This window comes from Mucilaginibacter ginsenosidivorax, assembly GCF_007971525.1.
Lineage (GTDB): Bacteria > Bacteroidota > Bacteroidia > Sphingobacteriales > Sphingobacteriaceae > Mucilaginibacter > Mucilaginibacter ginsenosidivorax.
Map to the genome: position 1 here is coordinate 6,326,951 of NZ_CP042437.1, position 15,878 is coordinate 6,342,828.

A 15,878-nucleotide genomic window follows, 5' to 3' on the forward strand; every position below is an offset into this window, starting at 1 on the left:
CGGGCGAAGAGATGAAGAAGCTATTTCATATGATGATAGCTAACTGGATTTCCAGGAAATTCAAGAAACTTTAACGCATCCGCCTGTTCCTTAATTGTTAATATTATGAAACTTCAAAATCTAATTGGTGTGCAATTTAAACTTGTTGCTGCCTGCATGTTATTAATTTCGGCGGCCGCATTTGGTCAAACTAAAACCCCTGAAAAAAATATTGTTATCGTTCATGGTGCTTTTGCAGATGCATCGGGCTGGGAAGCGGTTTATGCTATCCTAAAAAAAGACGGTTACAACGTTACCCTTGTACAAAATCCATTAACCTCGCTGGAAGATGATGTTGCAGCCACTAACCGCGCTTTAGACAAACAGGATGGCCCTGTAATTCTTGTCGGGCATTCCTGGGGCGGCGCGGTGATTACGCAGGCCGGCGTTTCAGACAAAGTTGCGGCACTGGTTTATGTGGCAGCTTTTGTACCCGACAAGGGAGAAACCGTTATTTCTTTACTACAATCAGGCCCGCCGCTGCCGGTAAATGGAATTCTTCCACCCGACGAAAAAGGAATTGTTTATTTTGATAAAGCGAAATTCAGGGAATGCTTTGCGACCGAGCAAAGCGTAGATAAAGCAAATTTCATGGCTGATTCCCAGCAACCGATTGCGGTTAAATCATTTTTAACCCCGCTAACGGAAACCGCCTGGAAAAACAAACCCTCCTATGCAATAGTTGCAACAGAAGATAAAAGTATCAATCCTGTGTTGGAACGCACTATGTATAAACGCGCTGGCGCTAAGGTAACGGAATTGAAAGGCAGTCATACCCTGTACATGTCGCAGGCCAAAGCAGTGGCAACCGTGATAGAGAGTGCGGCGACCAAGTAACTGTTTGATAGGTTTCAAAATGTTACTTTTAAGTGGGCTGTACAAGCCGTAAAGCTTTATAAATGTTGAATGTATTCCCGCTCAGGGGAACAGAGTCATCCTGAGAAGTCAGGATAACTCTGTTCCTTTTATGCCTGCCATTATCAAATTCAAAATACGCATGATAAAAAAATAAAAACTTAAAAATATTTTTATCGGCTAATCGTCTGCATAAACAGGTACGGAACATTATTGGCATTACACTCACTCACTCGTTGGTTGGTATTGAGTGCCCTCCTGTTCGCTATTTTTTGAGCTTATCGCAGCTGGTTGTTACGAAAGCCCCATTTAAAATTCGATAACGTTGTAAGAAATGCCACAGCAACAGTGGCACATATTCAGTTAACATTGGGCCTCTGCTTATACTTAATCAGCCCGGTTGTTGCTTACTTTTTACACCACTTTGGCACAGCAGTACATGAACAAGCCATCCGTTTTTTTGGTATGGAACACATCACCATGATGTTAATCGGGATAACCCTCATTGCCATTGGCCCGGCCAGAAGCTAACGGCAGGTTAGTGACCCGCAAAAGTTTAAAACAATGGCTATTTGGATCATCGTGGCCCTGGTGGTGATATTAAGTTCGATTCCATGGTCGTTTTCGCCGCTCATCAGCAGGCCAAATTTCCGGCTATTCCCAAAAAAAAGCCAACCCCATTGCCGAATGATACTTACAGCGTATGTAAAATACACCGATGCAACTACCAAATAGTTTATCCCCTAACCTTTCTGCTTGATCCCAAAATTGGGCAAAAAAAAAGCCCCTCTTTTTACAGAAGGGCTTTGATGAGCGAAAGACGAGATTCGAACTCGCGACCCCGACCTTGGCAAGGTCGTGCTCTACCAACTGAGCTACTTTCGCATTGGCATATGCTCTCATTTATAACAAAACCTGATACGCCGGTGTATGGCTTTGTACTTAGAGCAGGAATGACTTCGGTTTTGTAAGTTCTTAATTTATAACAACTTATGGACTCTTAAAGATCATTCAACGATTTGTAGAACAATGGATTTGTCCCCTCATCGCCGCGCTGCAAATATACGAAACTTTTGATCTTATGGAAATCCGTAATTAATTTAATTTATAAAAATTGGATAGGGGTTGAACAGAAATCTCAAATCTTATTGCAATTCAATATCTTATAGCTGTTTGAACCCGTACCCACCGAAATACCGACAGTGCCTTATAAAAAAACGTGTCAACCTTATATTAAAGTATTAAGGAATTTGTTAGGTGAAATTTAACATAGTAAATAATTTACCATTTGTAAATCGAAAGAAAACATGTATTTTTAACAAATCCGAAAATCATAATTTAAAATACTTTTTGTACACAACCTATTTACCACCTAACCCTTAATCGCATTAATATGAAACTATCTCAAAGTAATCTTAAGCTGTAATCCAGAGCGAATCCTGATTTTAACTTATTCAGCACAGCTATAAAGTAGCCTTTATAAATGGTATGTTGTTTTTTTCGTACGACAACATGGTCACATTTTATATCCCTTTTTAACTATTATCCCAATCATGAAAAAATCGATCTTTATCACTACCCTGCTTCTTTTTGTTGCAGCATTTGTACATGCACAATGGACTAATACTACTCCTAATATCAGCAACACCAATACGGGGAGTGTCACTATCGGGTCGGCAACTCCATATACTATTAACGCGTCGGCTGCGCTGTTTCCCTCGGCAACACCAAAATTGGAGGTAATTACCGGTATAGGAGGAACTACACCGTTTGCCGACTTGATAACTATCCGCCGTCCGGGCGCTACACCGGATGTTGTTTCACGCCAGTTGGGCATGATATTTAAACTATCGAGCGAAAGCGCAACAGGCGAATCGGATAAAATGGGAGGCCTGCTTTTCGAAAGCGCCAATGCCTATGCAAATTCCCCTACCATGAGCTTGGTTACAGCCAATGTCCGTCGTTTAACTATTGATCAAAATGGTAAAATAGGCATAGGTACAACTACCCCTTCATACCCATTTCAATTATTTAACACTACAGCACGAAGCACCAATACCGGGTCATCGGCTGAGTTTGGTTTCGATTCGTTCACAAGTTCCACATTTCAAGGGTCAAGGCTGTATTTTGGACGCTCTCGCGGTACATCAACCGCTCCCCTGGCGGTGCAAAGCGGAGATTATATTGGTTTTCTTGATTTTTATGGCCACGATGGCACCGCAGTGCAGCGGTCGGGCCAGCTTACTCTTCAGGTTGATGGAACTCCATCAAATGGAATTGTTCCCGGGGCATTTACATTCAACACTGCCGGCGCTGATGGTGTAAATTCGGAACGGATGCGGATCAGTTCGGCCGGGAACGTGGGAGTCGCTGCTATAGCCCCAATTTCTACCTTCCAGGTCAACAGTAGCGTCTACAAGTTTTCGGTCGGCAGGGCACCAGGTCCCGATTTAAATTATGGCACGTCTTATATTGGCTTTAATGCAGCGCGTATAGGGATAGCCAACTCTGCTAATTGGACAGTTGAGGGTGACGGATATCATAATGGCGGCGGTGTAATTTACACAGATGTATTTGGAACAGTTTCCATTGCCCCTGTTGCATCAAACGGAACAGGTACGCAAACACTTGCTGACGCTGATATTAAAAGCAGAATAGCGTTCAGAGTTAGCGGCACAGGCAATGTGGGCATAGGAACCACTGACAACTCAACCTGGAATCTTTCAGGTTCGACTTATAAACTGGCAGTTGGCGGCAGCATGATTGCCACCGCAGTAACAGTAAAGCTTGTTGCCAACTGGCCCGATTACGTTTTCAAAAAAGACTACACACTCCCTTCCTTAACAGATGTAAAAACCTACATCGATCAAAACCAGCACCTACCCGAAGTACCATCGGCACAGCAAATGGAGAAAGATGGTATTAATCTGGGCGAGATGAATAAGCTACTGCTTAAAAAAGTGGAGGAATTGACTTTGTATTTGATTGAGAAGGATAAGCAAGACATAGAAAAAAGCAAGCTGCTGCAATCGCTTCAGGCTCGCGTAAGTGAGTTAGAAAAAACCAAATCGAAATAAATAACCCCTAAACAATTAAAATGAAAAAAAACTTATTATCACTCGCAGTAATGCTTTTGGGCTGCCATTTTTCTTATGCCCAATGGGCAACAGTTGGCACTGTAACCACCACTACCAACACCGTTGGCATTGGCACAACCACCCCGGCTTACCCATTTCACTTATACAATACTACAGCACGAAGCACCAATAGCGGATCTTATTCCGACTTTGGTTTTGAGTCATACAATAACACCAACTGGCAGGGATCACGTTTATATTTCGGACGAGCTCACGGAACGGCAACCACCCCTCTTGCAGTACAAAATGGCGATAACATTGGCTGGTTCGATTTTTATGGACATGATGGCACCACCTTTCAGCGTTCGGGCCAGTTTGTTCTTAAAGCCGACGGGACTCCATCAAGCGGCATAGTACCTGGAGCATTCTTGTTTAATTTGGCTGGAGCAGATGGTGTTAATACAGAGCGGATGCGGATTACTTCGGCCGGGAATGTGGGTATTGCTACCTCAGCCCCGATTTCTACATTCCAAATCAACAACGGCACTTTCAAGTTTTCTGTAGGAAGGTGCCCCGGGGTCGATATGAATTACGGTACATCTTATATTGGCTTTAACGCGGCGCGTATTGGGAGCGGTACCTCTGCAAACTGGACAATCGACGGTGATGGTTACAATAATGGCGGAGGTGTAATTTATACAGATGTTTTAGGAAATATCTATTTAGCCCCTATACCAACCGCCGGAACAGCTACTCGTACACTAACCGATGTTAATATCAAAAGCAGCATTACCTTTCGCGTTGCTGCCAACGGCACAACCTACGCAAAGGCAATAACGGTAACAACTACAGGCTGGCCCGATTACGTTTTCAAAAAAGACTACACGCTACCTTCATTAACCGATGTAAAAACCTATATCGACCAAAACCAGCACCTGCCCGAAATCCCATCGGCACAGCAAGTTGAGAAAGATGGCATTAACCTGGGCGAGATGAATAAGCTGCTGCTTAAAAAAGTGGAGGAGTTGACTTTGTATTTGATTGAGAAGGATAAGGAGGAAAAAGAGCAGGAACAAAGATTGAACAAACAAGAGGCCAGGATTAAGAAACTGGAGCAGGCCCTGGTGCATTAAATCGAAACTCGTTTTCTTTTTATTAAGTAGGGAAATAAATCAAAAGGAATATTGCCTTATTAAAGGCTTAATCAGATTTTAATGAAAAATTATTATTTAAAAATTAACGTTGCCATTATTCTTATTGCCTGTTCAGGCTCTGTTAATCTAATGGCGCAAACCTCGGCTGAAGCAAATGAATATAATAAAGTATCCATCGCGTCGCCCACGGCCGGCTCTCTTGCTAAATTTGTGGATATTCCCGTGAGCCTACATACAGGGATACCGGATATCAATATTCCTTTGTATACGCTACAGCAGGGGGCTTTATCGCTGCCTATAAGCATGAGCTATCACGCATCGGGCTTAAAAACAGTTGAACCTGCAGGTTGGGTGGGGGCCGGCTGGGCACTCAACGCAGGGGGAGTAATCACGCGTTCGGTAAGGGGAACGCCTGATGAGAAAGCGACAGTGAATGGCTTTCAGCATACCGGTTTTTTCAGCGATCACGGATACACTAGTCATCTGCTGGAAACAGGTTATCCGCTGAATGACCCGAATGATCCATATCCTGCCGATACTCGGCCCGATAGCGGTTACCGGGTTAACTATCAGCGTTTCGTATCTGGCGAGTTTGATTCAGAACCCGACTTGTTCTTTTTTAATTTCGGGGGCTATTCGGGGAAATTCTATTTTAATGATGATCGCACGCCCATGCTGTTGCCAGAACAGGATATTAAAATAGAATACAATTACACCGAGGGTTCCGCACTAAGCATCCAGGGCTTTACTTTGACTACGCCCGATGGCGTAAAATACTATTTTGGTGCAACTCCCTCTACAACGGATGTCGATCCAATTGAATATACCAAGGTGTTTACCTCACAGAACGGACTGGGCTGGGATAAAGTGATATCAAGCTGGTACCTCAACAAGATAGTATCTGCCGACGGCTATAATACCATTACGTTAAACTATCGCGCCGCCAACTACAGTTACTATACTATCTCTACCAACGTTGAGGGAAGTTTTGGCGCACGGGGGTACAAGCAAGTGCGGAACTATGTAAATGGCGTTGAGCTTGATAACATCATGTCAGCAAACGGTCAGGTCAATTTTATTCCGGCAACAACGGCAAGGCAAGATCTTTCCAGCTCCAATACCGACGGTATAGAAGCCGTAAACACCACCGCAAAAGCCTTGGCTCGAATCGATGTCCTTCAAAAAAATGGCCAAGCGTTGCTCAAAAGCTTTAATTTCTCTTACGATTATTTTGTGGATAACACCACGACCATCGCCTCCAACTTCAGCAACTTAACAACAGATAAAACGAGACTAAAGTTGCTGAGTATACAGGAAAAAAGCAGCAACGGAATTGCTAATCCGCCGTATAAGTTTGATTATTTTACGGAATTGGTACCCCGTAGGATGAGTTTTGCTCAAGATCATTGGGGTTTTATCAATGGCGTAACAACAAACGGCGATAACCTCATCGCTACTTTTTACAATACCAATAATACGCAGGCAACAGTGACCGGCGCCGACCGAGACCCCAAATGGCCGGCAATGCGTGGGGGCACTTTAAGTAAAATTACGTTCCCTACGGGCGGGTATAACATTTACGAGTATGAGCCTAACCAAGTTTATACAACTACAATTTCGGGAACGAACGGGACCAGGACTTCTGTGCAAAGCATAAGCGTTGGTTACGACGGCGGCCAAACTACCAAGACCAATTCCGTCATCCAGGCGATTGACTATCACCAGTATGCTTTCGATGTTTCAAATGGCAATTACGGCGGTGCCGGTCATCTTAATATTTATAATAGCAACAACGCATTGGTTGACCAGGTAAATCTGAATAATAATGAAACGAAAGAGCTTATCCGCAATTACACTCCTGGGAATTACAAGTTTGAAATCATTAAAGAGAATGCCTATGGTGGAAACGGTGTTCAGCTGAGTATTTACCAGTTAGCAGGCGCAGCAACTAGCGTAAATGCGATGGTGGGAGGGCTAAGAATTAAATCAATTACCCAGAGTAGTGGCAACGGTAGCCCCGATATGGTAACGAGCTATAACTACAATGATGGCCAGAGCAGCCTTTCTACCGGAGTTCTTTTTGGTAAACCCACTGTGGCGCAGGTATTGCGTAATGATATTGATAAAAACTATTTTCAGGTAGACGCCGTAACCCACCAAACAGATATTTATGCCGAAGGCTGTCCTGTTAGCCCCGGATCGACTTTACAGTACCTCACATCAGCCGGTAGTGTGCGCGCCATGAACTCCACTCAGGGTAGTCACATAGGCTATAAAAAAGTAACCGTTGCCCAAACGGGTAATGGCTACAGTGTTTCGATGTTTAATACCGATGGCGAAAATGACATCAGCCGCGATGATATTGTAAACCGCACCATAGTGACCACACCAAACACTTGTACAAGTGATATCCCCAATTATCCTGCGGCACCGGAACCTAATAGTTTTAATCGCGGCCAATTGCAATACAAGGCAGATTATAGTGAAAGTGGCACCTTGTTAGACGATGCTTCTTTCACTACTGTGTATCAGGATAACCCGATGACTACGCCAGCTTTTGTAATTGTTGGTAATCCTACAAGTAGTAATATCCCATCTTTTTTTACATGGTATGATCAAAAGACAGGCCGTAAAGTAAAAGAGACGGTGGTGAAAAACATTTACACAGTCAATGGTACGGTTACCAACCAGGAAGACTCATATTTTGATAGCCCGTATCATCACCAGCTAACCAAAAAAACTACTACTAATTCTGCTGGAGATGCCTTGGAAACGCGATATCGTTATGTGCCGGATTATAGGCTAAGCAATGTTGATGGCTTAAGCGATGGCCTTGCCAATTACCAGGCGCAATTAACTCCCGTTAATAGTACATTTAATTCAAGTATATCAAGTTGCAGCGGGAGCGTAGGATGCCAGCGTAGCGCATGGTATGACTATACTATCGGACTGGCACATAAGCGAGAGGATTTCAACAGCTACCGAATCGCTAATTTTACAGGTAGCGGTAATACTTACAGTGCACAGCTCCTCACCGCAGTAACCAATGTTGGTCCCGATCTGAAGCCATTGATAGCCATGCGCACGCAAAATAATTACCAGCCAGTGGAAACTACTAATCTTAAAAATGGCAACGTAATTAGTTCAACTCTTTATACTTATGATTACTTCCCAACGTCGCAAAACCAGATTTATCTTTCTAAAATAAGCAAAACCGATTTCTTTATTCCGCCAACCAGTTTTACCTATACAGGTACTGGAACAGATAATTATTCGCTGGTTAAAGATGCGTCGTACAATGAAAAGGCGACTTTTAATTATGCCTTTGGCAACACAGCCCAGGTCAATATTCAGGGCATTCCGTCAGCGGCCTATCAGTGGGGCTACAATGCCGCTTACCCCGTGGCTAAAGTAAATGCTTCTAAAGTCAATGATATCTTTTTTGATGGCTTCGAAGAAGCGGGAGGGAATAGTACTGTTTATAAAACCGGGCACTATAGCCACACCGGGGGATACAATAAAACGCTTAGCGGTTTAGATGCAGGTAATTACATGTTAACGTATTGGCTAAATACCTCCGGCAATAATTGGTCAATACAAAGTGTTCCTGTTACTGTTACAGGAACTTCTTATACAATTGCTATCCCCAGCGGGCAGATAGACGATGTACGTTTTTACCCACAAGGTTCACAGATGACTTCTTACACCTACGACCCTGAAATTGGAATGACGAGCAGTACCGATGGGAAAGGATTAGTTACGTATTACGAATATGATTCTTTTCAGCGGTTATTGAATATTAAAGATAAAGATCTGGCCATCGTTAGCAATTATAATTACAACTACGCGATACCTCCGGTTATAACCTATAGCAGCGCAGCGCAGTCCGGGAGTTTTACCCGTAATAATTGTGGCGCGGGTTATATTTCCAGCCCCGTTACTTTTACCGTTCAGGCCGGGGCTTATAGTTCTACGATATCACAGAGTGATGCAGATCAGCAAGCGCTGAATTACCTTAATGCCAATGGGCAGGCCTATGCCAATGTTAACGGAACGTGTATGCAGAGCTTTGCGGTTACGCTTAATAATTATACGAATACTGGCTACAAAGTGTATTTTTCAAACAGTTCAACCTCATTAACTTTTAGCTTCTCTGACTCCGGGAGTAGCACCATACAGGTTCCTGCGGGTACTTATTCTGTAGATGTATACCCAACTGGCGCATATGTTAATCACACCATTACATGCGGTTCGCAATCAGTAACGGCACCGCGAAATGTATTTTCAGGTGTGGTCATCGCCTCTGGTAGTAATTTATCCATAACCGTTAACTAACCTTAAATATTTTATCAAGATGACAATAACTCGATTGAAGAATGTTAATATGAATAAGATTTATAAAATATTTTTTGTTTTTTTGGGCTTGTTTCTTCGCCAGTCATTGGATGTTTGTTATGCCCAAGCCCCCAGTTATGTGAGTACCATGACAGGCACACCAGTTGCGGGTTCGTATTATAATAACAGCAACATTACTATAAACCCAACATTTAGTTTTACCGCGGGCACGGGCAGCAGCCTGAGTTTGTTTATTACTGCTCCTGATTGTGTCCCGATAAATGCAAACCCAAGTACCGCGCAAAACTATATTATAACATCGGTACCCCGCATCGGTGGTATTACCGACCCTTCCGGCCTGGTTAATCGTAGTACTTGCGATTTGATGCAGACCGTGCAATATTTTGATGGACTTGGCCGAAAGTTGCAGATTGTACAGGTAAAAGGATCGCCTGCTGATAAGGATTTCATACAACCGGTAATTTATGATCAATTTGGGCGCGAAGCCTTCAAGTACCTCCCGTACACGCTTACTACCGAAACAAGCGATGGCAGCTATAAGGCAAATGCGTTAACAGCGGGTTATGGTGTCTCAGCTTTTTACAATCCTGCAAACACAGCTGCCGCACAAACGCAGCTTGCCGGGGCAATTTCGCATATTAACAGCCCTTATGGCCAAACCATTTTTGAACCGTCGCCGCTAAACCGGGTAACAGAGCAAGGTGCTCCCGGCGATACCTGGCAGCCTAATTTAACCAATGCGGACCTGAGCCATACCGACCGTGTAGCTTACGCTACTAATGATAATACAGATATTGCCAATATAGCCACAACATTTAAGGCAATGTTGTATAAAGTAAATATTGGTACAGATGGTACCCGCACCCTTGTAAATGCCGGAGCCAGTGCCTATACTAACGGCCAGTTATATGTAACGATCAGTAAAGACGCAAACTGGCAGTCGGGCGATCTGCGGGCGGGGACGGTGCAAACGTTTAAGGATAAGATGGGCCATGTAGTATTAAAAAGGAGTTTTAATAAAAAGCCCGACAACAGCATCGAGATGCTATCTACTTATTATGTATATGATGATTATGGCAACCTGGCTTTTGTATTGCCCCCCGGCGCGTTGCCCGATGGCGGCACCATTAGTTCAACCACACTTGATTTTTGGTGTTACCAGTACCGTTATGATGAGCGGGGCAGGCTGGTAGAAAAAAAGCTGCCAGGTAAAGGAAAAGAATTTATAGTTTACAATACGCTTAACCAGGTTGTTATGACTCAGGATGCCAACCAGCGTGGCAACACCAACCAGACCGGCACAAATCCGCAATGGTCGGTCATTAAATACGATGCGCAGGGCCGGGTTGTAGTAACCGGGTTGTATACTGACGCTGGGAGTGCGGCCGGGACCGAAAACAGGACAGGTATACAGGCCGCCGTAACCAATAATGCCAACCTTTGGGAAAACCGGATAGCCGGGGGCAACGGTTACAATACATCGGCAGGTGTTTACCTTGCTTACCCAACAACCCTTAACACTACACTTGGCGTTAATTACTATGATAATTATACCATTCCATCGCTTCCCGGTGTTTTTGATAAGCATGCAGAGGCTGGTATGAGCACGATGACGACCGGCTTACCAACCGCCAGCCTGGTTAAAATACTCGACGGAACCACTGGCAATAATAACATGTTGTGGAATGTAAGTTATTACGATGACTTTGGCCGCAATATCCGCGGCTTTTCAGAACATTTTAAAGGTGGCCTGGTAAGTGTAAATAATTATGACGAAATTAAAAGCACGTATGATTTTACAAGTGCTGTACTTACCAATAGCCGTGTAAATTACATCAATAGTAGCAGCAATACAGCAACGCAGTCTGTAGCGGTAAATTTAGCATACGATTATGACCATTTGGGCAGAAAATTGCGTACCTGGCAAGGTATTAATGGTAACACTATTTTGCTTAACTCCTATGTTTATAATGAAATTGGCCAGGTATCTGAAAAAAACCTGCACTCGGCAGATAACGGAAAAACATTTGTACAAAGTGTTGATTACCGGTACAATAACCGGGGCTGGCTTAAAAGCATCAATAATGCTGCTTTAAACAATGCCGATCCACTGATTAATAACGACACCAACGATGCATTTGGCGAAGAGGTATCCTATGACGATTACGGCACCACTGCCTTAAAACAATACAATGGAAACATCAGCGCGGTAAGCTGGCAGGGCAAAAAACAGCCGTCGGGCCTGGCAGCGCAAATTGTGCAGGGGTATGAGTACAGTTACGATAAACTTAACCGGCTTACCCTGGCCAACTATACCACAACCGGGCTCACGGGCCGGTATAATGAGGCTATTACTTATGATGCCATGGGCAATATTAAGAAACTGAACCGTTACCGCGATAACAATGGCCTAACACCTATTGACCAGCTTACCTATCTATACGATAACGGCGATAACAGTAATAGGTTACTGTCGGTAACCGACATAAGCGGTAGCGATGAGGGGCAGCTAAACGGCACAGCGGGTTATACCTATGATAATAATGGAAATTTGCGGGTTGATAATAAAAAACAACTTACCTTTACTTATAATCATTTAAATTTACCATATACCGTAACGCCCGCTACAGGCAGCGCAATTACCTACATATATGATGCAACAGGGCGCAAATTACGCAAGGTAATAACAGGCGGCAACCGGGATTATATAAACGGTATAGAGTATGATGCTGCGGGCAGCCTGGTTTTTTTGGCCACTGAAGAAGGACGTGCGAGGCCGAATGCGAGTGGCTATTTTTATGAATACACACTGAAGGACCACCTGGGTAATACGCGGGTGCTTATAGGGCAGGACGGACAGGTAGCGCAGCAAACGGATTATTATGCCTTTGGGTTGGAAATGAACCGCGGGGGCGTGGTGGTTCCCAACCCGGATAATAAATATAAATATAACGGGAAGGAGTTGCAGGATGAATTGAGTATGAATCTTTACGATTATGGGGCACGCTTTTATGACCCCGCGATCGCAAGGTGGACAAACACGGATCCCTTGGCCGAAAAAAACAAGAGGTGGTCTGGCTATAACTATGCAGCGAACAACCCCGTTAGATTTATAGATCCGGATGGAATGGAGGATAAACCTGCTGTCGGAGCAGACGGTTTGACCGACGATCAATGGATTGAATCTTCAAATCCTTCATCTGATCCTAACTTATCAAGTGCATTTAAGGAAGTAAATAAAGAGGACGAACAAAAAAAAGAAAAAACTAATGCAACTACTTCAAGTAATCAATCAACAAGTAGTAATGGCGGTGGAATAATAATTAATGGTATAATTATTCCTATACCGGGAATGACTACCTTTATAGTAATTGTAGGACATTATGATTTAAGTAAAATTGTAATTGGCTTTCAAACTTCCGGTGCTGCTACTGGTGCATCGGTATTTGGTACTAGTGGTAATGGTTATATACAAAGTGCTATGTTTTTAGGCGGCCCATTTAAGGGATATTGGTATGATTACCTCGGAATTGAAGGCCAAATCATTGCTGAAACAGCGGCTGAAGGAAGCGTAGGGTTAGGAAGAAGCTATTTTATTGCATTTAATAATCCCAAATCTGCTCCAGAAACCGACACTCCCGATGGCTTCGCTGGAGCATATGTTGGAGGTGGGGCTATGGTGGGATGGAAGCCTTTATTAGGTGACGTAAATGTAACTGGTCAATATTCAAAATCAAAAGATGGAGCTTGGACCGTATTAAGTTTCGGTGCATCTGTAGCTATTGGTCCGTCAATCGGACTTCTATCAACTGGTAGTATAGGTGCCGAAGGCCATATGGGAACAACTAAACTAATTGGAGGCACACCAATACCAACTGGTAAAAGGTCCATTTTTGGAATAATGGCTAATTGGGCGTTACATTTATACATGGGCCTATAATTGTTAAAAAAATTAAATTTATTATTTACATATCTCAAAAGATGAACACCAAAACTAAAGGAATATTTTTCATTTTATTCTTTCTGATTGCCATCATTGTAATTTTCATTATTGTATTCAATCTGCAATCTAATAGGTCAGATCAAGTTGATAAAGATAGACTTGCCCTTACCGGAAATGTTCAATTTAAAGGGAAAGTGATAAAATCTAAAATTTACGAATATGCAGGAAAGAATTATTATATGATTTGTATTCAGTTGGACACTTGTAATGTTAAAAAATTCTATGTTTTTAATGAGCGGAGCGCACTTAAAATTAAAAATAATATTGCAACTATATCGGCGGGCGTTTTTGTTCCTTATTATGGTGTAGTAAATTATGTAGAAGTGAACATCAAAAACAATAAAAAAATAAAATTCTTTTACAAAACAGGAGATATTCATGAGTATGAATTGAATCTTGCAAACAATGGACTATCAGAAAATGATATGAATCTCTGTGATTAATATATAGCTGTTAATTCCCCCAGCTACCGCAAGCGTTTTGTCGCTGCCGCAAGGCTCCAGCCTTGTGCCCCGCTGATAGGTAAACCCCATGCTAAGTAATGAATATGCAAATCCCGGATGTTTGTTTCATCCGGGATTTTGTATTTTTAACCTATGAGTCGTAATTATAAATTCAAAAACCCTGAAGGATTATATTTTGTAAGCTTTGCCACTGTGTTTTGGATAGATGTGTTTGTTCGGCTACACTACTTCGACTGTTTGGTGAGGAATCTCAATTATTGTGTCGACAATAAAGGCATGGAAATTTATGCATGGTGCATAATGCCGAGCCATGTACACCTGGTTTTTAGATCGACAATTCAAAAACCAGAAGACTTGATCAGAGATTTTAAATCGCTTACGTCAAAACAAATGATAGCCTTAATAAAAGACAATAACCAGGAAAGCAGGCGGGAATGGCTGCCAAACTCATTTAAAAAAGCGGGTTTGGCTAATAGCAATAACACCAGCAACCAGTTTTGGCAGCAGCATAACAAACCTATCGAATTATGGAGTGCGGCGGTAATTGACCAAAAAATTGACTATACGCATAATAACCCGGTTGTAGCAGGTTTCGTAGAAAACGACTATGATTATCTGCACAGTAGTGCACGGGATTATGCTGGTACTAAGGGATTGGTAAAAGTAATAATTACGTAGCGCACCGCCCTAAAGGCATGGCGTATACTTGGCATGTGGGCCACAAGGCTGGAGCCTTGCGGCAGCGAAACACTTGCGGTAGCTGGGGTAAAAATTGAAGTTATAACAGATAGCTATGGAAGAAGATTGTAAAAGACCGAATAAGTATTATAAATTTGGTTTGTTTTATGTTGATGAAAGTTCTAAAAGCATAATTGTCGCCGGATCGAACAATCGGTATAGACTAAATTATAACAATAAATGGTCGTATTTATTGTGGTGTTTTTTTATTTTGGTCTTGGTTGGTAGAATTCTTGTAAGCTTTGGTGTAATAAAATAGCCACCCCAGCTACCGTAAGCGTTTTTTCGCTGCCGCAAGCCTCCAGGCTTGTGCGCCCGCTGATAGGTAAACGCTATGCCAAGTAATGAATATGCAACACCCGGATGAAATTAAACATCCGGGTGTTTTTATATACCGGCAGCTCGCGATAACGGTTGCAGTGAGCCCAAAACGCGAGCAGGGCGGGGCAGAAGGCAAACCGAGGACTTGTAACCCCACTTTTTTAATGATGAAAACAAGAACGGGGTTGTCATTTACAGATCCGTTTTTTTTGCTTTATGCGCTATTGATCAATAAGCCATTTTCTAAAACTTCACTTATTTCCATAGTCTGATGTTGAACCTCATCAAAAATTAGATTTCAATTCAAACACATGATGCTTTCACAATATTTTTTCTGAAATATTAAAGCTTTAATTAACGATATTTTATTAACTTTCACTCCAAATTAAAATTATTGCCCTGAAGCCTGAGCCGTATATTCGCTATTTTATGTTTTTTGTAAAGAAATACCTCAAACCAAACCCCGAACGCGCGTTAAAAGCGCTGTCACTCATGGAAATACTGGTTGTACTGATCATTATCGGTATTTTAGTGTTATTGGCTCTGCCCAATCTGTTGCCCGTGATTACCCGTGCAAAAACCACCGAAGCTAAACTGCAGCTTGAGCACGTATCGATGCTGGAGAAAACCTATTTCTACGAGCATTCCAAATATACCAATGACCTTAACGAACTGGGCTTTATCCAGGAAAAGCTAAGCACCGAAAGCAAGGACGCCAGGGCGAACTATAAGATAGAGATCACCAATGCTTCCAACACCGGTTTTACCGCCAGGGCAACCTCGGTAGTTGATTTTAACCAGGACGGTAATTTTAACGTTTGGGAGATGAACCAGGACAAGGTATTGAAAGAAGTAACCCCGGATTAAAGTG

At 42.7% G+C, this 15,878-nt stretch carries 10 protein-coding genes and 1 tRNA gene; 10 read left to right on the forward strand and 1 reads right to left on the reverse strand.

The genetic code is table 11. The features are described 5' to 3' along the window. Positions 1-105 precede the first annotated feature (105 nt). The 3 genes from FSB76_RS26325 (at position 106) to FSB76_RS32390 (ending at position 1,629) form a co-directional block, all read left to right on the forward strand. The gene (locus FSB76_RS26325; protein WP_147058750.1) at positions 106-876 is read left to right on the forward strand and encodes an alpha/beta hydrolase; all 771 of its coding nucleotides are present in this window, start codon (positions 106-108) and stop codon (positions 874-876) included. 366 nt (positions 877-1,242) lie between these two features. Beyond that, positions 1,243-1,425 carry a hypothetical protein gene (locus FSB76_RS32385; RefSeq protein ID WP_192910104.1) on the forward strand — a complete coding sequence of 61 codons (183 nt, stop codon included), beginning with the start codon at positions 1,243-1,245 and terminating at the stop codon, positions 1,423-1,425. A 33-nt stretch (positions 1,426-1,458) separates the two neighbouring features. Then, a complete protein-coding gene (locus FSB76_RS32390) occupies positions 1,459-1,629 on the forward strand; it encodes a hypothetical protein (protein ID WP_192910105.1) in 171 nt (56 codons plus the stop codon). Positions 1,630-1,706: 77 nt separating this feature from the next. On the opposite strand, the gene FSB76_RS26335 is transcribed toward FSB76_RS32390, so the two are convergent. Beyond that, a tRNA-Gly gene (locus FSB76_RS26335) sits at positions 1,707-1,779 on the reverse strand. A 668-nt stretch (positions 1,780-2,447) separates the two neighbouring features. Here FSB76_RS26335 and FSB76_RS26340 point away from each other — a divergent pair. The 7 genes from FSB76_RS26340 (at position 2,448) to FSB76_RS26370 (ending at position 15,874) form a co-directional block, all read left to right on the forward strand. Further along, positions 2,448-3,971, forward strand: coding sequence for a hypothetical protein (locus FSB76_RS26340; RefSeq protein WP_147058752.1), 1,524 nt, complete (start codon positions 2,448-2,450; stop codon positions 3,969-3,971). Positions 3,972-3,991: 20 nt separating this feature from the next. After that, a complete protein-coding gene (locus tag FSB76_RS26345) occupies positions 3,992-5,104 on the forward strand; it encodes a hypothetical protein (protein ID WP_147058754.1) in 1,113 nt (370 codons plus the stop codon). Positions 5,105-5,185: 81 nt separating this feature from the next. Next, positions 5,186-9,460, forward strand: a complete 4,275-nt coding sequence (locus FSB76_RS26350; protein ID WP_147058756.1) for a DUF5977 domain-containing protein — start codon at positions 5,186-5,188, stop codon at positions 9,458-9,460. 49 nt (positions 9,461-9,509) lie between these two features. Beyond that, entirely contained in the window at positions 9,510-13,421 is a 3,912-nt protein-coding gene (locus FSB76_RS26355; RefSeq protein WP_158642991.1) for a DUF6443 domain-containing protein, read from the forward strand. A 41-nt stretch (positions 13,422-13,462) separates the two neighbouring features. Further along, positions 13,463-13,927: a hypothetical protein gene (locus tag FSB76_RS26360; protein ID WP_147058760.1), complete on the forward strand. Its 465-nt coding sequence runs from the start codon at positions 13,463-13,465 to the stop codon at positions 13,925-13,927. A gap of 153 nt (positions 13,928-14,080) precedes the next feature. Continuing rightward, the gene (locus tag FSB76_RS26365) at positions 14,081-14,626 is read left to right on the forward strand and encodes an REP-associated tyrosine transposase (protein ID WP_147058762.1); all 546 of its coding nucleotides are present in this window, start codon (positions 14,081-14,083) and stop codon (positions 14,624-14,626) included. Between the two features lie 810 nt (positions 14,627-15,436). Further along, positions 15,437-15,874 carry a general secretion pathway protein GspG gene (locus FSB76_RS26370; protein ID WP_147058765.1) on the forward strand — a complete coding sequence of 146 codons (438 nt, stop codon included), beginning with the start codon at positions 15,437-15,439 and terminating at the stop codon, positions 15,872-15,874. The last annotated feature ends 4 nt before the right edge of the window (positions 15,875-15,878 follow it).